Genomic DNA, 23,375 nt, shown 5'->3' with positions numbered 1-23,375 from the left:
GGAGGACGCCCGGCCGGCCGAGGAACGGGGGAGCAGATGGAGCGCTGGTGGCAGTACCTCACGCCCGGGCCGGTCCAGCTCCGGACGGGCCTGGCCTGTCTGGGCGTCGGGATGCAGCGCGGCCGGCTGCCGACGGTCGGCCCCCGGACGCTGGACCACTGGGTGGCGGTGGTGGTCACCGGCGGCCGCGGCTGGTTCGAGGAGCCGGACGGCACCCGCCGGCCGGTGACCGGGCCCGCGGTGCTGTGGCTGCGGCCCGGCGTCCCGCACCACTACGCGCCCGACGAGCGTGGCTGGGCCGAGTCCTTCGTCGACTTCGCCGGGCCCGCCACCGCCGCCTACGCCGAGCTGGGGCTGCTGCCGGAGGCCTCGGTGGTGCCGCTGACCAGCGCGGAGCCGGCCCAGCGGGTGGTCGCGCGGATCGCCGCCGCCTGCCGCCGGACGGGCCCGCTGACCGGGGTGGACGCGGCGGCGGGCGTCCACGAGCTGCTGGTGGAGCTGCGCCGGCACCGGGCCGACCTGGACCCGGCGGGCGCCCCGGTGCTGGAGGTGCTGCGGCGCGACGCCTGCCTGCCGCTGTCGGTGGCGGAGCACGCCCGCCGGGCCGGGATGTCGGTGGCAGAGCTGCGCCGCGCGGTGCGCTCGGTGGGGGCGGTCGGGCCGAAGGAGTACCTGCTGGGCGTCCGGCTGAACGAGGCCAAGGACCTGCTGGCGGCCAGCGAACTGCCGGTCGCCGCGGTGGCCCGGCGGGTGGGGTACGCGGACCCGGCGTACTTCACCCGGATCTTCACCCGGCGGGTCGGGGTGGCGCCGTCGGTGTTCCGGGCCCAGCAGTACCGCGGCGACGGTCGGCTGCGCCCGGTGCGGACGGAGGAGCTGGCGGCCGAGCTGACCGGGCTGTACGGCCCGGAGAGGGGCCGGGCGCAGGCCCGTCTGGCCACCGGGTAACCTCGATGACCGTGGACCCCAAGACTCGTATGCGGATCGTGACCGGCGCCCTGGTGCTGCTGCTGGTCGTCGTGGTGGTCGGTTCGCTCGTACGGCGCTGAGCCGGACCGGACCGCGGACGACCGAGGGCGCGGCGGTCACCGGGTGGTGACCGCCGCGCCCTCGCGGCCGGTCGGACGGGTCAGAGCGCGCCGACGACGTGGTCGATGCAGGCGGTGAGCGCCTGGACGTCGGCCGGGTCGACGGCCGGGAACATCGCGATCCGCAGCTGGTTGCGGCCGAGCTTGCGGTACGGCTCGGTGTCGACGATGCCGTTGGCCCGCAGGGCCTTGGCGATGGCGGCGGCGTCGATCGACTCGTCGAAGTCGATGGTGCCGACCACCTGCGAGCGCTCCTGCGCCGCGGCCACGAAGGGCTGTGCGAAGGAGGACTTCTCGGCCCAGGTGTAGAGGATCGAGGAGGACTCCGCGGTGCGGGCCACCGCCCAGTCCAGGCCGCCGTTGCCGTTCAGCCACTCCAGCTGCTCGGCGAGCAGGAACAGCGTCGCGATCGACGGCGTGTTGTAGGTCTGGTCCTTCGAGGAGTTGTCGATCGCGGTCGGCAGGTCGAAGAACGGCGGGATGTACCGGCCGGAGGCGGCGATCTCGGCGGCGCGCTCCAGGGCGGCCGGGGAGAACGTCGCCAGCCACAGACCGCCCTCGGAGGCGAAGGACTTCTGCGGGGCGAAGTAGTAGACGTCGGTCTCGGTGACGTCCACCGGGAGGCCGCCGGCGCCGGAGGTGGCGTCGACCAGGACGAGGGAGCCCTCGTCGCCGCCGACCGGGCGGCGGATCGGCATCGCCACACCGGTCGAGGTCTCGTTGTGGGTGAGCGCGTAGACGTCCACGCCGGCCTCGGCGACCGGCAGCGGGTGGGTGCCCGGCTCGGACTTGATCACCGACGGGTCGCCCAGCCAGGGCGCCGCCTTGACCGAGGAGGCGAACTTGGAGGAGAACTCGCCGAAGTTGAGGTGCTGGGACTTCTCGCGGACGAGGCCGAAGGCCGCGATGTCCCAGAACGCGGTGGAGCCGCCGTTCCCCAGTACCACCTGATAGCCCTCGGGGAGCGAGAACAGGTCGGCGACGCCCTGACGGACGCGCTTGACCACGTTCTTGACCGGGGCCTGCCGGTGCGAGGTGCCCAGCAGCGAGGTGCCGGTGGCCGCGAGAGCGCTCAGCGCCTCGGGACGCACCTTGGAGGGGCCACAGCCGAAACGGCCGTCGGCGGGCTTGATGTCAGCGGGGATCTGGATCTGAGCCACAGCCGCAGCCTACTGCCCAAGCCCGTCGGCGCGGTACGGAAGTCCGCACGCTGAGATGCGATTCCCGCTGCTCGGACGGGCCCGGAACGCCGTTCCGGACCCGCCCGAAAGGGTGATGCCTGGTCAGCGCGTGAGCGCGGCCCAGCCCTCGACCTCCTGCGGGCTGCGCGAGGCGGGGCCGATGTAGCGGGCGGCCGGACGGACCAGCCGGCCGGTGCGCTTCTGCTCCAGGATGTGGGCGGACCAGCCGGCCGTCCGGGCGCAGGTGAACATCGAGGTGAACATGTGCGCCGGGACCTCGGCGAAGTCCAGCATGATCGCGGCCCAGAACTCCACGTTGGTGGCGAGCACGCGGTCGGGGCGGCGGTTGTGCAGCTCCTCCAGCGCGGCCTTCTCCAGCGCCTCGGCGATCTCGAAGCGCGGGGCGCCGAGCTCCTTGGCGGTGCGGCGCAGCACGCGGGCGCGCGGGTCCTCGGCGCGGTAGACGCGGTGACCGAAGCCCATCAGGCGCTCGCCCTTGTCGAGGGCCTTCTTCACGTACCCGGCGGCGTCGCCGGTGCGCTCGATCTCCTCGATCATGCCGAGCACGCGGGACGGCGCGCCGCCGTGCAGCGGGCCGGACATCGCGCCGACCGCGCCGGAGAGCGCGGCCGCCACGTCGGCGCCGGTGGAGGCGATGACGCGGGCGGTGAAGGTGGAGGCGTTCATGCCGTGCTCGGCGGCCGAGGTCCAGTACGCGTCGACGGCCTTGACGTGCTTGGGGTCGGGCTCGCCCCGCCAGCGGATCATGAACCGCTCGACGATGGTCTCGGCCTTGTCGATCTCGCTCTGCGGGACCATCGGCCGGCCCTGGCCGCGGGCGGACTGGGCCACGTAGGACAGCGCCATCACGGCGGCCCGGGCGAGGTCGTCGCGGGCCTGCTCGGCGGAGATGTCGAGCAGCGGCTTGAGGCCCCAGACCGGGGCGAGCATGGCGAGGGCGGACTGCACGTCGACCCGGATGTCACCGGAGTGGACCGGGATCGGGAACGGCTCGGCGGCGGGCAGGCCGGGGGCGAACTTCCCGTCGACCAGCAGACCCCAGACGTGGCCGAAGGAGACGTGACCCACGAGGTCCTCGATGTCCACACCGCGGTAGCGCAGGGCGCCGCCTTCACGGTCTGGTTCGGCGATCTCGCTCTCGAAGGCGACTACCCCTTCGAGCCCGGGTACGAAATCGGACATCAGACGGCTCCTTCAGTGATCCGATACGGCGCGTCGCGATGGTGGTGCGGCGCGTCGGTGACCGATGGTGGTTGGCACTCGGTGTCAGACTCTCAGGCACCGAGTGCATTGCGCCATACACCACCACGGTGATGTTTCCCCCACGGGCCGCTCCGGCCCCGGGCGCGCGTCCGGCGTCATCGGCGGACTTCCCGGGTGAATCCGGACGTTTCCGGACCATTCTCCCGTGCGGTGGGCGGTGGAGCGGTGGCGAGACACCTTATCTCCCACCCGGGTTTGCACAGACGTAGCGGTGCCCGACGCTTGTCGTACGGGATGATGTTGGGGTGCCTACCGCGGAACGCCACCCGACAGCCCTGACCACGCGCACCGAGGGCCGGCCCGGTCCGGACCTGGCCGCGATGCGCCGGCAGTACCAGCACGACGGCCTGACCGAGGCCGGGATCGCCGCCGACCCGGTGGCCCAGTTCACCGACTGGTTCCACGAGGCGGTGGCCGCCGGCGTGGAGGAGCCCAACGCGATGGTGCTCTCCACCGCCGACGCGGCCGGGCGCCCCGGCTCCCGCACCGTGCTGCTCAAGGGCTTCGACCGCCGCGGCTTCGTCTTCTACACCAACTACGGCTCCCGCAAGGGCGCCGACCTGGCCGCCAACCCGCAGGCCTCGCTGCTCTTCCCGTGGATCTCGCTGGCCCGACAGGTGATCGTGGGCGGCCGGGTGGAGAAGGTCGGCCGGGACGAGACCGCGGCCTACTTCCGCACCCGCCCGCACGGCTCCCAGCTCGGCGCCTGGGCGAGCGAGCAGTCCAGCCCGGTCGCCGGCCGCGAGGTGCTGGAGCAGCGCTACGCCGACCTGGAGGCCCGCTACCCGGAGGGCGAGGGCGTGCCGGTCCCGCCGTTCTGGGGCGGCTACCGGGTGGTCCCGGACACCATCGAGTTCTGGCAGGGGCGCGAGAACCGGCTGCACGACCGGCTCCGCTACGTCGCCGAGGCCGAGGGCGGGGCCTGGCGGGTGGAGCGGCTCTGCCCCTGAGGCCCCTGAGGCCCCCGAGACCACTGGGGCCCCCGAGACCGCGGAGACTGCTGGAGCCTTGAGGCCCGTGGGGCGGGCGGCCGTCAGCCGGTTGGCGCAGGAGGAGCGCGGGCGGGCCGGTGGCGCGCGCGCTTCGCCGAACGAGTGAATCCCCGGGCCCCGCCGCCGGGGACACGTGCACTTGGGGGGACCGGGCGACTTCCGGGGCCCGTCCGCGCCCCGCTCGCGCGGTCGCGGTGCGGGCACTTCGCGGTTCTCCAAGGCATACCATTTGGCCAGGCATCGAAACCAGCAGTGGCAGTCGCGAAAGGCGGCCCTCACCACCCCGGCGATCCGATGCCCGAAGAACGGTCGAAGGTCTGAAGAACGGTCAGACAACGGCCCATGTATCGCCCATGTCCACGGAAGAAGGGCAGCACTGCCATGACCACTGCACTTGCCAACGAGCCCGTAGAGTATTTGACTGACGGTCAGATCGGTGAAGGAAGAGTGTCGCTCGCCGAACTCGCCGCACTGGGTGCCGACGAGCTCGTCGCGCAGCTTCGGCGCGCTCTGCCGGGAGGCGTGACCAACCAGGTGTCGGTCGCCGCCTTCCAGTCGTCCATCTGAGGTCGCGCTGAATCGGTTCCCCGCGTTGCCACACACCCTTTGACGGCGGTTCACCTTCATGACGCACCATCCGGTCCCCTTCAGGCAGTTCGTGCTGAAGGTGCACAGTCGCTGTGACCTGGCCTGTGACCACTGCTATGTCTACGAGCACGCGGACACCAGCTGGCGCGGGCGACCGCGGGCCGCGAGCGACGAGGTACTGGCCAGGACTGCGGAGCGGATCGCGGAGCACGTGTCCGCTCACCGGCTGAGAGCGGTCCATGTGGTGCTCCACGGCGGGGAACCGCTGCTCGCCGGTCCGGTGCGGCTGCGTCGGGCCGCCGAGCTGCTGCGCGCGGCCCTGCCCGGGGACTGCACGCTGGACCTGCGGATCCACACCAACGGCGTACTGCTCAGCCGGGAGTTCTGCGAACTCTTCGACGAGCTCGACATCAGGGTCGGCGTCTCGCTCGACGGCGACCGGGTCGCCAACGACCGGCACCGCCGCTTCCCCGACGGCCGCAGCAGCCACGCCAAGGTGCTCGCCGCGGTCGACCTGCTGCGCCTGCCGGAGTTCCGCCACCTGTACGCCGGGCTGCTGTGCACCATCGACGTCGAGAACGACCCCGTCGCCGTGTACGAGGCGCTGGTGGCCCTCGACCCCCCGCGGATCGACTTCCTGCTGCCCCACGCCACCTGGGACGTCCCACCCAAACATCCGGACGGCGCCGGGCCGACGCCCTACGCCGACTGGCTGCTGGCCGTCCACGACCGCTGGACCGAGCAGGGCCGCCCGGTGCCCGTCCGCGGCTTCGAGTCCATCCACCGCACCCTGCGGGGCCGCTCCAGCCTCACCGAGTCGCTCGGCCTCGATCCGGCCGACCTCGTGGTGATCGAGACGGACGGCAGCCTCGAACAGGCCGACAGCCTCAAGACGGCGTACGACGGCGCACCCGCGACCGGGTTCGACCTCTTCGCGCACACCCTGGACGACGTCGCCCGGCACCCGGGCATGCTGGAGCGCCAGTCGGGCCTGGCCGGGCTCAGCGCCCGGTGCCGCGCCTGCCCGGTGGTGCGCTCCTGCGGCGGCGGTCTCTACGCGCACCGCTACCGCAGCGGCAGCGGCTTCGACAACCCGTCGGTCTTCTGCGCGGACCTGCTGAAACTGATCACCACCATCCGGGACGGCGCCGCGCTGCCCGCCCCGCCGGCCGCCCCGCCCGCCCCGCTGACCGAGGAACAGCTGCTGGAACTGGCCTCCGGCCACGGCGGCGGCCCGACCGTCCGGGCCCTCGCCGCCGCGCAGCTCGGCCTGACCAGGCGGCTGCTGGCCGCCGTCGCCGCCGGCCCCTCGCCGGCCTGGGACGTCCTCGACGAGCTGGACGGCCGCGCGCCCGGCGCACTCGACGCGGTGCTCGCCCACCCGTACGCCCGCTCCTGGGCCGTGCGCTGCCTCCAGGGCGAGCCCGGTGCCGACCTCGGCGGCCTCGCCGAGCTGGCGGCGGCCGCCGCGGTGCGGGCCGGCCTGCCGGCGGAGCTCGTCCTGCCGGTGCGCGGCGGCGCCGTCCACCTGCCGACCCTGGGACGGGTGCTGACCGGCGGCAGCGGTGAGGCCCGGCTGACCGTCACCGCCGACGGGTTCACCGTCGACGGCGGGGGCGACCGCCTGCGCGTCCGCCCGGACGCACCGGACGCCCCGGACGCCCCGGACGCCCCGGGTGACGGCCGCTGGCAGCCGGTCCGGCGGATCCCGCTGCCCGGCTGGACGGTCGCACTGGAGGACACCGACCCGCAGCGGGACAGCCACCAGTGGCCGGCCGCCGACCGGCTGCCCGACCCGGAGCTGACCGCCTGGACCGCGGACCTGCGGGCCGCCTGGGAGCTGCTCGGCCGCGAGCTGCCCGGCCACCTTCCCGGCATCGCCGCGGGCCTGTCCACCGTCACCCCGCTGCGCCCCGGCCCGGCCGGCCGGGACATCAGCGCGGCCGCCCGGCAGGCCTTCGGCGCCGTCGGCATCGCCCGCCCCACCGACCCGGCGATCCTCGCGCTGCTGGTCGCGCACGAGTTCCAGCACGTCAAGCTGGGCGCGGTGCTGGACTTCCACGACCTGTACGACGCGGCCGACGACGCCCTGTACTACGCACCGTGGAGGCCGGACCCGCGCCCGCTGGAGGGGCTGCTCCAGGGCACGTACGCGCACCTCGCGGTGACCGAGTTCTGGGGGGCCCGGGCCCGGACGTACGACGGGGCCGGCGGCGCCGCGGGCGACCGGGCGCGGCTCCAGCTGGCGACCTGGCGCGCGCACACCGCGGAGGCCGTCGAGACGCTGATCGACTCCGGCTCGCTCACCGGCCTCGGCCGGCGGTTCGCGGTCGGCATGCGGGCGGCGGTCGCGCCGTGGCTGGACGCCCCGGTGGGCGCCGCCGCCGAGGCGGGGGCCCGGCGCGCGGCGGCGGAGAACCTGGAACGGTGGCGGGCCCGGAGCCCGGAGCAGGCCGCGGCCACCGGCCGCTGAGCGGTGCACGTCCCGAATCCGGCAACGGCGCCGGGAGGCTACTGGAGGCCGTGGTGTACTCCCGAGCGGAGCTGACCGCCCACCTGCGAGACCTGGGGGTCGGCGAGGGCGAGACCCTGCTGGTGCAGTCCTCCGTGAAGGCGGTGGGCCCGGTCGACGGCGGATCGGCGACGATCGTCGCCGCCCTGCGGGCCGCCCTCGGCCCGGCCGGCACCCTGGTGGCGTACACGGCGACCCCGGAGAACTCGGACACCTCCCCGCTGGACCGGGCGGCGACCGCCGGGCTGGCGCCGGCCGCACTCCGGCGCTACCGGGCGACGATGCCCGCGTTCGACCGTGCACGCACGCCCGCCTCGCGCACCATGGGCCGGCTCGCGGAGGAGATCCGCACCACCCCGCGCGCCGTGCGCAGCGACCACCCGCAGACCTCCTTCGCCGCGGTGGGCCCGGCGGCCGAGCGGCTGATGGCCGGCCACGACCTGCGCAGCCACCTCGGCGAGCGCTCGCCGACCCACCGGCTCTACCGGGAGGGGGCCAGGGTCCTGCTGGTCAGCGTGCCGTGGACGTGCTGCACGGTCTTCCACCTCGCCGAGTACTGGCAGCCCGAGCAGGTCCAGCAGCACTACGGCTGCGTGATCAGGGACGGGCGCGGGCTGCGGCAGTGGGTGCACTTCGACGCGCTCCGGCTGGAGGTCCGCCACTTCGAGGAGATGGCCCGTTCGGTGATCGGGGAGTGCGCGGGCCTGGTCAGGGGCAGACTGGGTGACGCCGACTGCTTTCTGCTGCCGATCGCCGAGACCGTGGATCTTGCGACGAAGTGGCTTCTCAACAGGAAAAGTTGACTCCTGCTCAGCGCTCCGTGATTACGGTGGGGAGTACGGCCCTATTCCATCGGGTACCGGCCGTTCCTAGACTGAGGAGCTTCTGTGGGTATCAGCTGTCTCGGGGGAGGCACGGCTTGAACGGCCAGGGGGACAGCGGCAGGGACCAGCGCCCGTATTTCTTCCTCAGTTATGCGCACATTCCCCGGGCGGGGAACCGGGGTTCGGGCGATCCCAACATCTGGGTCGCACAGTTGTACAACGACCTCTGCGAGGCCATCTTCCAGCTCACCGACGCGCCTTCCGGCCACCCGGTGGGTTTCATGGACCGGTCCATGCACCAGGGGCAGAAGTGGGCCGAGCGGCTGTCCGCCGAACTCGCCAACTGCCGGGTGTTCGTGCCGCTCTACTCGCCGCGCTACTTCGCCAGCCAGGCGTGCGGCAAGGAGTGGCACCTGTTCAGCCAGCGGCCGGTGTACCAGCGGCGGCCCGGCGGCGAGAAGCACACCGGGATCGTCCCGGTGCTGTGGGTGGCGATGAACCACTACCCGCTGCCCCGGGTGGCCAGCGAGCTCCAGTTCAGCCACGACAGCTTCGGCGGCGACTACGCCGCCGAGGGGCTGTACGCGCTGATGAAGATAGCCTCCTACCGGGGCCAGTACGAGAACGCCGTGTACCGGCTCGCCGAGCGGATCGTCCACGTCGCCAAGCAGACCGTCATACCCCTCGGCCAGCAGGCCGACTTCGAGTCCCAGCCGAGCGCCTTCGAGCCGCCGCCGCCCACCGACCGGGTGCGGATCTCGGTCTACTCGCTGCGCCGCCGGGAACTGCCGGCCGGCCGCGGGCCGGACTGCTACGGGGCGCGCCGGCTCGACTGGCAGCCGTACCAGCCGCAGTCCGCCCGGCCGCTGGCCGAGGACGCGGCCGAGGTGGCCCGGCGGATGGGATTCGTGCCGACGGTCGGCGAGTTCGAGGACGAGGCCGAGGTGCTGCTGGCCGAGGAACCGGCCGGCCCGAGCGTGCTGCTGGTCGATCGCTGGGCCCTGACCGATCGTCAACGAAGCGGTAAGATCAGGCAGTTGGACCGGAAGAACCTGCCCTGGGTGAGCGTCCTGGAGCCGTGGAACCCGGAGGATCCGGAATGCCGAAGAGACGAGGAGATGCTCAACGGCCTGAGCGAGGAGGTCCTGCGGCTCAGCCGCGGTGCCCACCGGCCCAGCCTGCGCAGCCCCGTCGGCGGCACCCCCGGCAGCCTGGAGGAGTTCCGCGGCGAACTCGAACGGGCCGTGATGCAGGCGACCAACGCCTTCGACCAGCGCAGCGAGACGAGGCCGGGCCCCGCGGGCCCGGCCGGTGCGACGGGACCGCGCAGGCCCAGCCTGCGCCAGGGCCTGCGTGGTGCGGATCCGACGACCGACGGGTACGGCAGGGATGACGACGGCGGCCTCGGGCGGGCTGCCCGTGGGGGAGGAGAGCCATGACCGACACACCGACCTGGGCGCACCGGCCGGCCGACCGGCCGGGGGACAAGCTCCGGGCCACCGGCCACCGCACCGAGCGCGACTACGGCGCCAGAACGGAGGACGACCGCGAGGGCCGGATCATCACGTTCTACTCCTACAAGGGCGGCACCGGGCGCACCATGGCGCTGGCCAACACCGCCTGGATCCTGGCCTCCAACGGGCACCGGGTGCTCACCGTCGACTGGGACCTGGAGGCGCCCGGCCTCGACCAGTTCTTCCGGCCGTTCCTGGATCCGGACGTGGTGGCCGGGACGACCGGCATCATGGACCTCTTCGCGGACTACCTGGAGGAGGCCCGCCGCCCGCTCAACCGCGACCTCAACTGGCACGAGGACTTCGCCCGGATCCACCCGCACGCCATCTCCCTGGCCTGGCCGCACTTCCCGGGTGAGGGTGGCCTGGACTTCGTCCCCGCCGGGCAGCTCAACCGCGACTACTCGGGCACCGGCAACCGGATCGACTGGGACCTGCTCTACGAGAACCACAACGGCGCCGCCTTCATCGAGGCGCTGCGCCGGGACATGAAGCGCCGCTACGACTACGTGCTGATCGACAGTCGGACCGGCCTCACCGACACCGCCGACATCTGCACCGTCGAGATGCCCGACGACCTGGTGGTCTGCTTCACCCTCAGCGACCAGTCCATCGACGGCGCCTCGCGGGTCGCGCACACCATCGACACCCAGTACGAGTCGCGCGGGATCCGGATCCTGCCGGTGCCGATGCGGATCGACGAGGGCGAGAAGGAGAAGGCCGACGCCGGCCGGGCGCTCGCCCGGATCAAGTTCGGCGGCCTGCCCGAAGGCCTGACCGAGGCCGAACTGCTGCGCTACTGGGCCTCGGTGGAGATCCCGTACCGCCCGTTCTACGCCTACGAGGAGATCCTCGCGCCGTTCGGCGACCTGCCCCAGCAGCCGGCCTCGATCCTGGCCGCCTGCGAGCGGCTGACCTCCGAGCTCACCCACGGCCAGGTCACCGGGCTGCCGCCGATGGACGAGGACCTGCGGCTGCGCAACCTCGCCGCGTTCGTCCGCCGCCGACCGACCGCGCCCGCCGACCTCTACCTCAGCTACGTCCCGCAGGACCGGGCCTGGGCCGACTGGATCTCCGCGGTGCTCGGCCAGGCCGGCTTCCGGGTGGTCTCGATGGACCTCGGCGTGGGGACCAACCCGCGCACCTCCACCGAACGCGGCATCGACTCGGCCTACCGCACGGTCGCCGTGCTCTCCTCCGCCTACCTGTCCTCGCCGCAGGCCCAGGCGCTGTGGGGCCGCACGGTCAGCGCCGACCCGGCCGGCGCCCGGCGGCAGCTGATCCCGGTCCGGGTCGGCGACATCCGGATCACCGCGCCGTACAACAACCGCAACCCCGTCGACCTGGTCGGCCGGGACGAGGCCGAGGCCGTCCAGGCCCTGCTGCGCGCCCTCGGCCGGGGCGAGGCGGACCTCGGCGAACGCCCCACCGACACCCCGCGCTTCCCGGGCGCCAAGCCCGCGTACTGGTCCGTCCCGCAGCGCAACCACTCCTTCACCGGCCGCACCAAGGTCCTCGACGACCTGCGCGAACAGCTGGTCGGCGGCCCCACCGCGGTGCTGCCCACGCCGCAGACGCTGTACGGGCTCGGCGGCATCGGCAAGACCCAGGTGGCCCTGGAGTACGCCCACCGCTACATGTCGCACTACGACCTGGTCTGGTGGATCAACGCCGAGCAGACCGAGTCGGCCGCCCAGTCCTTCGCGGAGCTCGCGGGCCGGCTCGGGCTGCGCACCAGCGACAGCGTCACCGAGGCGGCCGAGGCCGCCCGCGACGCCCTCCGCCGGGGCTCGCCGACCTCCCGCTGGCTGCTGGTCTTCGACAACGCGGACGAGCCGTCCCGGATCCGGCCGTACTTCCCCGACGGGCCGGGCCACATCCTGGTCACCTCGCGCAACCAGGGCTGGTCCGGGCAGGCCGGCGTGCTCGGCGTGGACGTCTTCACCCGGGCCGAGAGCGTGGACCACATCACCCGCCGGGTCCGCGGTCTGACCCGCCAGGAGGCCGACCGGGTGGCCGAGGCGCTCGGCGACCTGCCGCTGGCCGTCGAGGTCGCCGCGGCCTGGCTGGAGACCACCCGCACACCGGTCGACACCTACGTCGCCCAGCTCCAGGCGGCCGCCACCAAGGTGCTCGCGGCCGGCGAGACCCCGGTCGACTACCCCACCCCGGTCGGGCTGACCTGGAACGTGTCGATCGCCCGGCTGCGCGAGCAGTCCCCGGCCGCCGTCCGGCTGCTGGAGCTGTCGGCGTTCTTCGCCCCCGAGCCGATCTCGCTCAAGCACTTCTTCTACAGCGAGCAGATGCGGCGCGCCCTGGAGCCCTTCGACGCCGAGCTCACCGACAGCTTCATGCTGGGCAAGGTGATCCGAGCGGTCAGCCGGTACGCCCTGGCCAAGACCGACGCGTCCAGCTTCCAGGTGCACCGGCTGGTCCAGGCCGTGGTCCGCAGCGGGATGACCCAGACCGACCAGAACAGCACCATGCACGAGGTGCACCGGATCCTGGCCAGCGCCCGCCCGCAGCTCGGCGACACCGACAACCCGGAGAACTGGCCCACCCTGGAGAAGATCTGGCCGCACCTCGGCCCCTCCCGGGCCCAGGACTGCGACGAGCGCGAGGTCCGCGAACTGCTGATCGACCGCGTCCGCTACCTGTGGAAGACCGTCGACCTGGACCAGGCCCTCCAACTGGCCCGCCAGCTGGACGCGGTCTGGGCCGAGCGGTACGAGATCGAGGTCGACCCGGCCGAGCGGCGCTTCCTGCGCCGGCAGATCCTCAGCCTGCGCTTCAACCTCGCCAACGTGCTGCGCTCGATGGGCTCGTACACCGAGGCGCTGGAGATGGACCAGGCCACCCTGGCGGGCCAGCGCGAACTGCTCGGCGAGCACAACGCGTTCACCCTGATGACGGCCAACTCGATGGGCGCCGACCTGCGGTACCTCAACCGCTTCCAGGAAGCGCTGACCATGGACCTGGAGACGTACAGCCAGTTCGTGGAGCTGTTCGGCGAGGACGACGCCCGCACCCTGTCCGTCGCCAACAACCTGGCCATCGACCACCGGCTGGTCGGCAACAGCGTCGCCGCCCGCGACCTCGACCAGGACACCTTCGAACGCCGCTCCGCGGTCCTCGACCAGTCCCACCCCTACACCCTCTCCAGCAAGTCCAACCTGGCCCGCGACCTGCGGGAGATGGGCGACTACAAGGGCTCCGCCGAGCTGCTGCGGGAGGTCTACGAGGCGTTCACCACGATCCTCGGACCGGACCTGCCGGAGACCCTGCGCAACGCCAAGTCGCTGGCCGTCTCGCTGCGCCGGGCCGGCGAGCTGGGCGAGGCCCGCGAGCTCACCGAGCAGACCTACCAGCGCTACGTCGAGCGGTACGGCACCGAGAACCCGGAGGCCCTCGCCTGCCAGCTCAACCTGGCCGCCGACCACAGCGCGGCCGGCGACAAGGAGACCGCCCGGGACATCGCCTCCGCCGCCTACGACGGGCACCGCCGGCTGCTCGGCGACGACCACCCGTTCACCCTCGCCTGCCAGAACAACCTGGCGATCTACCTGCGCGGCAGCGGCGACGTGGCCGGGGCCGTCCGGTTCGGCGAGCAGGCCGTCCAAGGCCTGTCCCGGGTGCTCGACCCGGACCACCCGTACACCCTCAACGCCATGATCAACCTGGCCAACGCGTACGCCGACAGCGGGCAGCTGGCGCGCGCCGAGGAGATCGGCCGGGTGGCGCACGCGGGCCTGGACAACCGCTACGGGCCGACCCACCCCGACTCCGTGGTCTGCCAGCTCAACCTGGCGATCACGCTCCGGACCGCGGGCCGGGCCCGGGAGGCCGAGGCGATGCGCAAGCACGCGATGGCGATCCTGCTGGAACTCTTCGACGAGGGGCACCCCACCGTGGTCTCCGCCCACAACTGGCACCGGATCAACCGCGACCTGGAGCCGCAGCCGCTCTGAGGGCCGGTCGGGCCCGCAGGCGGTGTAGCCTGCGGGCCTGATGACCCAGACCGTGACACCCCCCGTCCTCGTCACCCGCCGTCTCGCCGAGGGCGTCCTCGACCGGCTGGCACCGGAAGCCGTCACCCGGCACGACAGCGAGCGGCCGATGGCCCGGGCCGAGCTGCTCGCCGCACTGCCCGGCCGCGCCGCCGTGATCACCACCCTGGACGACCGGGTGGACGCCGAGTTCCTCGCCGCGGCCGGTCCGGACCTGCGGATCGTCGCCAACCACGCGGTCGGCACCCACAACATCGACCTCGCCGCCTGCGCCGAGCGCGGCGTGCTGGTCAGCAACACCCCCGGGGTGCTCACCGAGGCCACCGCGGACCTCGCCTGGGCCCTGCTGCTGGCCGCCACCCGCCGCCTGGGCGAGGGCGAGCGGCTGCTGCGCTCCGGGCAGCCGTGGGCCTGGGCGCCGACCTTCATGCTCGGGATGGAGCTGACCGGCACGCCGCTCGGCATCCTCGGGATGGGCCGGATCGGGCAGGCCGTGGCCCGCCGCGCGGCCGGCTTCAGCATGCCCGTCGCCTACCACAACCGCAGCCGGCTCCCCGCGGACCGCGAGGCCGGGGCCCGCCCGCTCCCGCTGGACCGGCTGCTCGCCGAGTCCCGGGTGCTGGTGGTGACCTGCCCGCTCACCGACGCCACCCGGCACCTGGTGGACGCCGAGCGGCTCGCCCAACTGCCCGCCGGCGCCGTGGTGGTGAGCATGACCGCGGGCGTGGTGGACGAGCGGGCGCTGGCCGCGGCGCTGGCCTCCGGGCACCTGTTCGGCGCCGCCGTGGACAACTTCGAGCACGAGCCGGCCGTCCATCCCGACCTGCTCGCGCAGGAGCGGGCCGTCCTCGTCCCGCACCTCGGCAGCGCCACCGTCCGGACCCGGCAGGCCATGGGTGGGCTGGCCGTCGACAACGTGCTCGCCGTGCTGGCGGGCGGGCCGCCGCTCACCCCGGTGGGCTGAGCGGCCGCGCGGGCCCGGGTGCGCTCCGGCGGGCTGGGCGGCCGCGGGCCGGGTGCGCTCCAGCCCTACCCGACCAGCCACTTGAGCGTCGAGGCCATCTCCTCGAACGCCCCGAAGTGGGCCGCCCCGGGCTCCAGGTAGAGCTCGGCGCCCGGGATGTTGTCGGCCAGCCAGCGCGAGTGGTCCACCGGGGAGAACTGGTCGTCGGCCCCGTGCCACAGCCGCACCGGCACCCGGATGTCCTGCACCCGGAAACCCCAGTCGGTGGTGAACGCCAGCACGTCGTCGATCCAGCCGAAGGCGCCGTAGCGGAAGGCCTGCCGGTAGGTGCTCAGCAGCATCCGGCGGATCCCCGGATCGGTGACCACCGTCCGGTCGGTGGGCGGTAGTTCGGGCACCAGGTCCTTGATCAGCCGGACCGGGTCGCGCTTGATCACCCGGGACCTGAGCTGGAAGGCGTCGGCGATCCGCAGCAGCCCGCGCTCCGCCTGCCGGTACTCCCGGACGTTCGACGGCGTCATCCCGCCGTACCAGTCCAGTCCCTCGGCGTTCCGCGGCGCCAGGCTCACCAGCGCGGCCACCCGGGTCACCCGGCCGGCGAGCAGCGCCGCACAGGCCAGCGCGTGCGGGGCGCCGCCCGACCGCCCGGCCACCGCGAAGCGCTCCAGACCGAGGTCGTCGGCGATCGCCTGCACGTCCGTGGCCGCCGCGGCCACCCGGCGGCCCGGCAGGCGGTCCGACTCCCCGTAGCCGGGACGGTCGAAGGAGATCAGCCGCACCCCCATCCGGGACAGCACGCTGCTGCGCGGCGCCGGGCCCACCCGGCTGCCCGGCGTGCCGTGCAGCAGGAACACCGGGCTGCCCTGCGGGTCCCCGGAGACCTCCACCGCCAGCGCACGTCCGCCCGGTGCCTCGACCGTCCGTGCCACCACCGGCTTCCTCCCGATCACTTGCCCGGACCACTTGCCCGGACCACTCACTCGGACCACTCACGCGGATCACTCACTCGGACCGCCCGCCCCGGACCGCCCGCCCCGGACCGCCCGCCCCGGACCGCCCGCCCCGGACCGCCCGCCCCGGACCGCCCGCCGCGCCCCGCGCGGGGGTCAGTTCGGCACGTCCAGACCGCGCACCTCGCGGCGGGCCTGCCAGGTCGTGTGCTCCCGGGAGATGGCGTCCTCGGCGTCCCGGGCCAGCCGGGCCCAGTAGTCCTCGGCCTGCTCGGAGTCCAGCTTCAGCTGGGTCAACTGGGCCTCCACCTTGGCCAGCTCGTCCGCGGCCAGCCCGTACGCGGCCGCCTGCGGCCGGTACTGGCGCAGCTGTGCCCAGGCCGACACCGAGGCCGCGACCGCCGAGACCGTGCCCAGCGCGTCGTAGCTGAACCACCCCAGGGCGCGCAGCACCGCCAGCGTCAGCCCGAGCAGCGGCAGCACGATCGCCAGCCGCCCGGCCCGCCGGGCCGCGTTGCGGCAGCGCTGGGCCTTGCTGCGGTACCACTCGCGCTGGGCCTGCACCCGCTCGCGCAGGTACACCTCGCGGCGCACCTGCAGCGGCTGGTCGCGCAGCCGGGTCATCATCTCGGTGATCTGGGGGTGATGGGCCGGCTCCCGCCAGGTCTGCAGGTCGTCGTCCATCCGCGCCATCTCCGGGATCACCTGCGCGGTGTCGAACTCCCCGAGGATGCCCTTCAGTTGGACGTCGTACAGGCGTTCGGCGTCCGGCAGCTTCTTCGGTGGCGGCTGGTAGGCATCGGCCTGGACGGCGTACTTCCAGCAGAGCGTCTTCACCGACTCGGCGATCGCCCGGCCGTCGTACCAGAGCCGCTGCGGATTCTGCCGGGCCGCCACGGTGGCCATCGCCAGGGTCAGCAGGTAGGCGAAGGCGGCCGTCCAGGCCCACAGGTCGCCGTCGGCGGAACCGGTGGCCGCGGCCACCACCAGCAGCACCAGCTCCCAGCGGGACAGTGCGACGGAGCGCCGCTGCCCCTGCAGCGAGGCGGAGTCCGAGGCCCAGAAGATCTCGGGCAGCAGCTCGTCCTCGCGCACCCAGCCGATCGATCGCGCCGCCCCCGCCGCCATGCTGACCCCCCGGGTCGCCCCGCCGCCCACGGATACTTGGATACCGAACAGCTGGATCCTGCCCGGGGCCGGGCCGGGATACGCCTCGCGGCCGCGGCCGGGCGCGCCGGGACGGATCCCGGCACGCGGCGCGGGCCCGGCGCCGGTTACGCGGCTCAGTACGCGTACAGGATGCGGTCCGCGTTGTCCGCCATCACCTTGGCGTTCCACTCGGTGCCGCCGTCCACGTTCCCCGAGCGGAACAGCGGGGGAGTGATCCCGCGCTCCGCCAGCCGGCCGACCGCCGAGGCGACCACGGACTGCATCAGGGCGCTGGTGACGATCGTGGAGACGGAGCCGAACGGGACCCCCGCCGCCGGGTGGGAGAGCTCACCGTCGCCGACCGCGATCTTGCTGTCCAGCACCACGTCGCAGTTGTCCTTCAGGAACGTCCCCGAGGGGTGGTTGGAGGAGACCTCGCCCGGATAGGCCAGCGACGTCACCCCGACCACCCGCATCCCCCGGTCCCGGGCGTGCCGGGCCAGCTCGACGGGCATCACCTGGCGGCCGGAGAGGGAGATCAGGAACAGCAGGTCGCCGCCGCGCGCGGGGGTCAGGTCCAGGGTGGCGGTGGCCAGCCCGGAGACCCGCTCCAGGGCGCTGCCCAGCGGCGCGGGCATCACGTTCACCCCGGTCATCCCCGGCACGTTCAGCAGGTTGATCACCACCAGGCCGCCGGCCCGGTAGACCACGTCCTGCGCGGCCAGCGAGGAGTGCCCGGCGCCGAAGGTGAAGATTCGGCGACCGTCCGCCACCGCTTCGGCCAACAGCTCGGCGGCGGCCTCGATGTTCCCGGCCTCCTCCGTTCGTACCCGCTGGAGGTGGGCGACGGCGGCGTCGAAGTACTGCCCGACCAGGTCGGTCATCGGAACTCCATCAGGGCGCGAGGCGGTCCGGTGGTCCAGACCGCGTCTGGAGAAAGATCTGGCCAGCACCGTGCTGCCTGGCCGGCTCCCCTGTCAACAGGCACCAAAACCGCAGGGCATAGCCGTCCGGCGGCACCGGTTGTCACTCCGGTACGTCAGAATTGGCGGTGGAGACACCGAGGAACGGGAGCCAGGGGCGATGTCTGGTCTGATCGACACCACTGAGATGTACCTCCGCACCATTCTGGAGCTGGAGGAAGAGGGCATCACCCCGATGCGCGCCCGGATCGCGGAGCGGCTGGAACAGAGCGGCCCCACCGTCAGCCAGACCGTCGGACGGATGGAGCGCGACGGCCTGCTCCAGGTCGCCGGAGACCGCCACCTGGAGCTGACCGCGGAGGGCCGCAGGCTGGCCGTCCGGGTCATGCGCAAGCACCGGATCGCCGAGTGCCTGCTGGTCGACGTGATCGGCCTGGAGTGGGAGCAGGTGCACGAGGAGGCCTGCCGCTGGGAGCACGTGATGAGCGAGACGGTCGAGCGCAAGGTGCTCGCCATGCTCGGCCACCCCACCCAGTCCCCGTACGGCAACCCGATCCCGGGCCTGGACGAGCTGGGCGACACCAAGGCGGAGGGCGAGGGCTTCGACGCCGCGCTGACCACCCTGGAGGCGCTGGCCGTCGGCGAGCACGGCACCACCGTGGTGGTCCGCCGGATCGGCGAGCCCATCCAGACCGACGGCGAGCTCATGCTGACGCTGCGCCGGGCCGGGGTGCGCCCCGGGGCGGTCGTACAGGTCACGGCCGGGCTGGCCGGGGTGCTGGTCGGCGGCGGCGACAACGCGGTGGAGCTGCCGAAGGAGATCGCCGGGCACGTGTTCGTGGCCGAGAGCTGACGGCCGCCGGGGGCCGCCCGCGGCCCCTGCGCTCCCGCCCGGGCTCGTACCCGGGGTGCTACCCGGCCCGGTAGCCGCACCCGTCCCGCGACGGCGCCGATCGCGCGCCGTACAGGCCGGGCGGGGCGGGGGGGGGCCCCCCCCCCCCCCGCGCCCCCCCCCCCCCCCCCCCCCCCCCCCCCCCCCCCCCCCCCCCCCCCGGCCCCCCCCCCCCCCCCCCCCCCCCGCGGCTACCGGGCGGGCGGGCCGGCCCCCCCCCCGGGCGGGGCCCCGGCCGCTCCCACCCCTGCTCCCACCCTGTTCCCTCCCTGCCGCCGCGGTCCCCGACCACCCCGAGCTCGGTGGGCACCGCGACCCTCCCCGACACCGGCGCCGCGTTCGGCTTCCCCGTCCGAACGCCCCTCTGGCACCGCCCCCGGCCTGCGACCCCCCGGTCCTGCGACTCCCTGGTCCTGCGAGTCCTGCACCCCCTCGCTCCCGGCTGTCGTTCTCCCTTCCGTCTCGATCGCCCCTCTCGCAGGAATTCCTCCCACTCGGCAGATCACCGCAATCCTTGAGCGCCGTCACTCGTACGAGGGGCTTCTTCGGACGATCACCGGGTACACCCGTCTCTTATCCCGACATGCGTCTGACGGGCCCCGCCTCCGGTGGGAGACAAGGCCCGTCAGATGCGCGCGGGGTGTCGCGCGGAGCGCGCCCTCACCCGATGGGGTGCAGGGGCGCCCGTTCGGGGCGGCGGCGGGCGGTCAGCGCACCGCCGCGGGCTGCCGTACGGAACGGGCGGCGGGGGCCTCCCGGCCGCAGGCGTAGGCCAGCGGGTTGATCAGCTCGGCGGCGTCCGGCAGCCAGCGGTTGAGCGCGGACGGCGGCCGGGCCCACTGGGCGAAGCTGTAGGGGCCGATCCGGGACGGCGGTGCGACGATCCAGTCGCCCTCGCCGCGGGCGGACAGGTCCAGCCGCCCCGAACCCCAGCCGAGCGTGCGCAGCATCTCCGGGAGCTTGGCCTGCACCCCGGGCAGCACCAGGAAGTGCAGCCGCCGCCCGACCTGTCCGGCGGAGGCCGGCACGGCCACCACCGGGCCGAGTTGGAGGCTCATCCGCTCCATCCGGGCCAGCGCCAGGCAGCCGGCCACCTCCGGGACGTCCAGCACGTCGAAGGAGCGCCCGGTGGGCAGCAGGATCGACGCGTCCGGGTTCTCCGTCCACCAGCGGCGCACCACACCGGGGCCGGCGCTGGCCCGGCGGCGCCAGTCCTCACCGACCGGGTGCGCGCCGGGCAGCTCGCACCGTTCACCGCACGAGCAGCGGGCCGGGCCGTCGCCGTCGATCAGCCACGTGCCCGGGACGACCTCCCAGTGTCGGTCCTCCGCGTAACTGACGGCTTCGATGAGGAGCGGGGGCAGGCCCTGCTCAGGGGCTCCTGGGGTGTCTTCCACGTGCTGCTCAACTACCGTCGGTGAGTGGGGTTACGGGCGCGCCGGGGGCGGGTCAGCGCGGAGCGGGAGATGTCACCCGTACCGGTGAGGTGGACGATTTCAGGCCGCTTCGGCCGAACCCCGTAACGGGCGCAGGAGGGGCGCACTGGGGCATTCAGCAGGGCGCAAGGGGAGTGGACCCGTCACCGTGGGTATTGCGCTGGTGTCGCCGTACCCCGGCAGGGGCCCATGCCGCTGCCGGTCGGCGCATCGGCAAGCTAGCACCAGAGTCGTACGCGCGTCGGCCCAGGGCCGGGGTGGCGTAGGGGAGGCGAAGCCCAATGGCCGCGAGAGCACTCGTCGCACGAGAGCCCAACGAGCGTCTGCAGCAGCTCATCCAGGAAGCGGGCTGCTCGAACGCGGGCCTCGCCCGCCGGGTGAACCTGTGCGGCGCCGAGCACGGACTGGATCTGCGGTACGACAAGACCTCGGTCGCCCGGTGGCTGCGCGGGCAGCAACCGCGCGGCCAGGCACCGGCGGTGATCGCCGAGGCGCTCGGCCGCAAACTCGGCCGTGGCGTCACGGTCGAGGAGATCGGGATGGCCGACGGCAAGAACCTCAGCTCCGCCGTGGGCCTGCAGTTCGCCGCCAACCTGCCGGCCGCGCTGGAGCAGGTGTGCGAGCTGTGGCGCAGCGACGTCGGCCGCCGGGACTTCCTGGCGGGGGCGGCCGTGGCGGCCTCCGCCCTGGTCGAGCCCAGCCGGGACTGGCTGATCACCCCGCCCGACCCGGTGGTGGCCCGCACCGGTGGCACCCGGGTCGGTCTGGCCGACGTGGCGGCGATCAGGGCCACCACGCAGATGCTGGTGGACCTGGACCACCGCTTCGGCAGCGGGCACGTGCGCCCGGTGGTGGTGCACTACCTCAACAGCGTGGTCTCCGGGTTCCTCGGCGGCGCCTACCGCGAGGAGACCGGCCGCCAGCTGTTCGGGGCCGTCGCACGGCTCACCGAGCTGGCCGGGTACATGGCCGTGGACACCGCCCAGCCCGGTCTGGCGCAGCGGTACTACATCCAGGCGCTGCGGCTCGCCCAGGCCGCCGACGACCGGGGGTACGGCGGCTACGTGCTGGCGGCCTCGATGAGTCACCTGGCGGCCACCCTCGGCAACCCCCGGGAGATCGCCCAACTCGCCCGCGCCGCCCAGGAGGGCGCCCGGTCGGTGGCCACCCCCACCGCGATGGCGATGTTCTACGCCGCGGAGGCGCGCGGGCACGCCCTGCTCGGCGACAGCGCGGCGTGCGAGGCGGTGGCGGCCAAGGCCCTGGCGGCCATGGAGCGGCGCAACCCCGAGGACGACCCGGACTGGATCGTCCACTTCGACGAGGCCTACCTCGCCGACGAGTTGGCGCACTGTCACCGTGACCTCCAGCAGGGGGAGAAGGCGGAGCACTACGCCCGCACCGCGCTCGAACTGCACCCGGCGCACCGGGTCCGCCGCCGCGCGGTCGACCTGGTGCTGCTGGCCACCGCGCAGCTCCAGCAACGGGATCTGGAGCGCGCCTGCCAGACCGGCGCGGAGGCGGTCCGGCTGCTGAGCGGTCTGCGGTCGAACCGCGGCGTGGAGTACCTGGACGACTTCCGCAGCCGGCTGGAGCCGTACCGGGCCCACCGGGCGGTCCGCGAGTTCCACGCCAGGACGGAGGGCGAGGCGGCCTGACCGGCCCCGCGAGCCGTGGGCAGGGGTGAGAACGCCTGCCCACGTAGTCATCATCGGCAGTGAACCGGTAGCGTGGCTCAGCAGTTGTGGTCCGCCGTCAGCGAGCGCGCGGAGGAACCGAGAGGCCCGGGCCGACCCAGGGCCGTGCACAGGTGAGGAACCCGCGTGAGCCAGCGCCGCTCGTACTCCAGCTCGAACGACTTCAACATGGACGACCTGTTCCGGCCGGAGCCGGCCGGACCGCAGGGCGATCCGCAGGCCGTGCCGCCCCAGCAGCAGGGCCAGCCGCAGGGCGTACCGCCCCAGCAGCAGGCTCCGGGGGGCGGCCCCGAGTACTGGGGTGCTCCGCAGCAGCCCGGGCCCGTGGCGGCCCCGCAGGGCGATCCGGCGCCCGAGACGCAGTTCCTGCCGCCGTACCCGCGCAGCGAGCCCAGCATCGGCAACGGGCTGCCGCAGCTGCAGGCGGGCGCTCAGCCGGGCTACCCGGCGCCGCAGGCCTACCCCGCGCCGGCGGGCCAGCCCCAGCAGCCGCCGGCGTACGGCGCTGCGGACGGCTACGGCGGCCAGCCCGGCTACGGGCAGCAGCAGCCGTCGTACGGCGGCCAGCAGACCTTCGGCGGGCACGAGCAGGGCGCCCAGACCTTCGGCGGGCAGCAGTTCGGTGTCCCGCAGCAGCCCGGTGTCCCCCAGCAGCCCGGGTACCCGGCCGCCGACCCCGGTCGGGGACCGGCCCGGCGGCCCTCGCAGAAGCTGATCATCGGCGGTGTGGTGGCGGGCTGCGTGGCCGCCGGCCTCCTGGTCGCCGTGCTGATGAGCGGCGGGGACGAGGAGAAGAGCGCCCAGCCGCCGGTCGCCAAGCAGTCCGGCAGTGCGCCCGCCACCGCCGGCGCGGGCGGGGTGGACCCGCAGACGCAGACCCAGGCCAAGGCGATGTCCGAGCTGCTGGGCAAGGCCAGCGCCAGCCGCCAGGCGGTGATCGGCGCGGTCTCCTCGGTGCAGAAGTGCGACAAGCTGCCGGAGGCGCAGGCCGCGCTGACCGCGGCGGCGGGCCAGCGCGACCAGCTGGTCGCCGAGCTGGGGGGCCTCAAGGTGGACAAGCTGACCGGTGGACCGCAGCTGGTCGAGCAGCTGCAGAAGGCCTGGAGCGCCTCCTCCACGGCCGACAAGGAGTACGCGGCCTGGGCCGGCGACTCGATCGCCTCCTGCGACCCGGCCAAGCAGGCCGAGAACCAGCACGCCAAGAACGGCAACTCGGCCAGCGGCGCGGCGACCACCGCCAAGACCCAGGCCTCCGAGCTGTGGAACGCCGTGGCGGCCCAGACCGGCCTGCCGAACAAGGACAAGAGCGAGCTCTGACCCCGGACGCCCGAAGGGGCGGTGCGGCCCTCCCGGCCGCACCGCCCCTTCGGCTTC

At 73.8% G+C, this 23,375-nt stretch carries 17 protein-coding genes; 11 read left to right on the top strand and 6 right to left on the bottom strand.

The features are described from left to right. The first annotated feature begins 36 nt into the window (after positions 1-36). A complete protein-coding gene (locus ACIOFR_RS08770; protein ID WP_400993716.1) occupies positions 37-948 on the top strand; it encodes an AraC family transcriptional regulator in 912 nt (303 codons plus the stop codon). A 181-nt stretch (positions 949-1,129) separates the two neighbouring features. Here the strand turns inward: ACIOFR_RS08770 and serC are convergent, their stop codons facing one another. Both serC and ACIOFR_RS08760 read right to left on the bottom strand, forming a co-directional pair. Continuing rightward, positions 1,130-2,248, bottom strand: coding sequence for a phosphoserine transaminase (gene serC, locus ACIOFR_RS08765; protein WP_400993713.1), 1,119 nt, complete (start codon positions 2,246-2,248; stop codon positions 1,130-1,132). 123 nt (positions 2,249-2,371) lie between these two features. Beyond that, positions 2,372-3,472: a citrate synthase 2 gene (locus ACIOFR_RS08760; RefSeq protein ID WP_400993711.1), complete on the bottom strand. Its 1,101-nt coding sequence runs from the start codon at positions 3,470-3,472 to the stop codon at positions 2,372-2,374. Positions 3,473-3,873: 401 nt separating this feature from the next. On the opposite strand from ACIOFR_RS08760, the gene pdxH reads away from it, so the two are divergent. From pdxH to ACIOFR_RS08725, 7 genes are all read left to right on the top strand, one after another. Beyond that, positions 3,874-4,503, top strand: coding sequence for a pyridoxamine 5'-phosphate oxidase (pdxH, locus tag ACIOFR_RS08755; RefSeq protein ID WP_400994007.1), 630 nt, complete (start codon positions 3,874-3,876; stop codon positions 4,501-4,503). 423 nt (positions 4,504-4,926) lie between these two features. After that, a complete protein-coding gene (locus ACIOFR_RS08750; RefSeq protein ID WP_400993708.1) occupies positions 4,927-5,112 on the top strand; it encodes a hypothetical protein in 186 nt (61 codons plus the stop codon). Positions 5,113-5,170: 58 nt separating this feature from the next. Continuing rightward, complete coding sequence (locus tag ACIOFR_RS08745; protein WP_400993705.1) at positions 5,171-7,606, top strand: FxsB family cyclophane-forming radical SAM/SPASM peptide maturase; 2,436 nt, start codon at positions 5,171-5,173, stop codon at positions 7,604-7,606. Positions 7,607-7,659: 53 nt separating this feature from the next. After that, positions 7,660-8,448 carry an aminoglycoside N(3)-acetyltransferase gene (locus ACIOFR_RS08740; protein WP_400993703.1) on the top strand — a complete coding sequence of 263 codons (789 nt, stop codon included), beginning with the start codon at positions 7,660-7,662 and terminating at the stop codon, positions 8,446-8,448. Further along, complete coding sequence (locus ACIOFR_RS08735) at positions 8,424-9,908, top strand: TIR-like protein FxsC (protein ID WP_400993700.1); 1,485 nt, start codon at positions 8,424-8,426, stop codon at positions 9,906-9,908. Before ACIOFR_RS08740 ends, ACIOFR_RS08735 begins: the two co-directional genes overlap by 25 nt. Further along, entirely contained in the window at positions 9,905-13,951 is a 4,047-nt protein-coding gene (fxsT, locus tag ACIOFR_RS08730; RefSeq protein WP_400993698.1) for an FxSxx-COOH system tetratricopeptide repeat protein, read from the top strand. Before ACIOFR_RS08735 ends, fxsT begins: the two co-directional genes overlap by 4 nt. Positions 13,952-13,991: 40 nt before the next feature. Beyond that, positions 13,992-14,954, top strand: a complete 963-nt coding sequence (locus tag ACIOFR_RS08725; protein WP_400993696.1) for a 2-hydroxyacid dehydrogenase — start codon at positions 13,992-13,994, stop codon at positions 14,952-14,954. A 65-nt stretch (positions 14,955-15,019) separates the two neighbouring features. Here ACIOFR_RS08725 and ACIOFR_RS08720 read toward each other — a convergent pair whose 3' ends face one another. The 3 genes from ACIOFR_RS08720 to ACIOFR_RS08710 form a co-directional block, all read right to left on the bottom strand. After that, positions 15,020-15,883 (bottom strand): alpha/beta fold hydrolase, encoded by an 864-nt coding sequence (locus ACIOFR_RS08720; protein WP_400993693.1) that lies wholly within the window; start codon positions 15,881-15,883, stop codon positions 15,020-15,022. Positions 15,884-16,060: 177 nt separating this feature from the next. Then, positions 16,061-16,999 carry a DUF4231 domain-containing protein gene (locus ACIOFR_RS08715; RefSeq protein WP_400993690.1) on the bottom strand — a complete coding sequence of 313 codons (939 nt, stop codon included), beginning with the start codon at positions 16,997-16,999 and terminating at the stop codon, positions 16,061-16,063. A gap of 188 nt (positions 17,000-17,187) precedes the next feature. Next, positions 17,188-17,937, bottom strand: a complete 750-nt coding sequence (locus ACIOFR_RS08710) for a sugar isomerase domain-containing protein (protein WP_400993688.1) — start codon at positions 17,935-17,937, stop codon at positions 17,188-17,190. Positions 17,938-18,136: 199 nt separating this feature from the next. Here ACIOFR_RS08710 and ACIOFR_RS08705 point away from each other — a divergent pair, with 199 nt between their 5' ends. Next, a complete protein-coding gene (locus ACIOFR_RS08705; protein ID WP_400993686.1) occupies positions 18,137-18,829 on the top strand; it encodes a metal-dependent transcriptional regulator in 693 nt (230 codons plus the stop codon). Between the two features lie 746 nt (positions 18,830-19,575). On the opposite strand, the gene ACIOFR_RS08700 is transcribed toward ACIOFR_RS08705, so the two are convergent. Further along, a complete protein-coding gene (locus ACIOFR_RS08700) occupies positions 19,576-20,265 on the bottom strand; it encodes a bifunctional DNA primase/polymerase (protein ID WP_400993684.1) in 690 nt (229 codons plus the stop codon). Positions 20,266-20,585: 320 nt separating this feature from the next. Between ACIOFR_RS08700 and ACIOFR_RS08695 the strand changes: the two genes are divergently transcribed. Beyond that, positions 20,586-21,962 (top strand): transcriptional regulator, encoded by a 1,377-nt coding sequence (locus ACIOFR_RS08695; RefSeq protein ID WP_400993682.1) that lies wholly within the window; start codon positions 20,586-20,588, stop codon positions 21,960-21,962. A 165-nt stretch (positions 21,963-22,127) separates the two neighbouring features. Next, on the top strand, positions 22,128-23,318 hold the full coding sequence (locus tag ACIOFR_RS08690; RefSeq protein WP_400993679.1) for a hypothetical protein: 1,191 nt from the start codon (positions 22,128-22,130) through the stop codon (positions 23,316-23,318). Positions 23,319-23,375 lie beyond the last annotated feature (57 nt).

This window comes from Kitasatospora sp. NPDC088346, assembly GCF_044740765.1.
Classification (GTDB): Bacteria; Actinomycetota; Actinomycetes; order Streptomycetales; family Streptomycetaceae; genus Kitasatospora.
The sequence above is the reverse complement of the archived record's forward strand: the minus strand, read 5'-3'. Positions and strand labels throughout refer to the sequence as shown.

Coding starts and splice junctions, on each gene's coding strand:
- ACIOFR_RS08725 (WP_400993696.1), top strand. CDS start 13,992: ATGACCCAGACCGTGACACCCCCCGTCCTCGTCACCCGCCGTCTCGCC.
- pdxH (WP_400994007.1), top strand. CDS start 3,874: ATGCGCCGGCAGTACCAGCACGACGGCCTGACCGAGGCCGGGATCGCC.
- ACIOFR_RS08750 (WP_400993708.1), top strand. CDS start 4,927: ATGACCACTGCACTTGCCAACGAGCCCGTAGAGTATTTGACTGACGGT.
- ACIOFR_RS08705 (WP_400993686.1), top strand. CDS start 18,137: ATGTCTGGTCTGATCGACACCACTGAGATGTACCTCCGCACCATTCTG.
- ACIOFR_RS08760 (WP_400993711.1), bottom strand. CDS start 3,472: ATGTCCGATTTCGTACCCGGGCTCGAAGGGGTAGTCGCCTTCGAGAGC.
- fxsT (WP_400993698.1), top strand. CDS start 9,905: ATGACCGACACACCGACCTGGGCGCACCGGCCGGCCGACCGGCCGGGG.
- ACIOFR_RS08695 (WP_400993682.1), top strand. CDS start 20,586: ATGGCCGCGAGAGCACTCGTCGCACGAGAGCCCAACGAGCGTCTGCAG.
- ACIOFR_RS08770 (WP_400993716.1), top strand. CDS start 37: ATGGAGCGCTGGTGGCAGTACCTCACGCCCGGGCCGGTCCAGCTCCGG.
- ACIOFR_RS08710 (WP_400993688.1), bottom strand. CDS start 17,937: ATGACCGACCTGGTCGGGCAGTACTTCGACGCCGCCGTCGCCCACCTC.
- ACIOFR_RS08745 (WP_400993705.1), top strand. CDS start 5,171: ATGACGCACCATCCGGTCCCCTTCAGGCAGTTCGTGCTGAAGGTGCAC.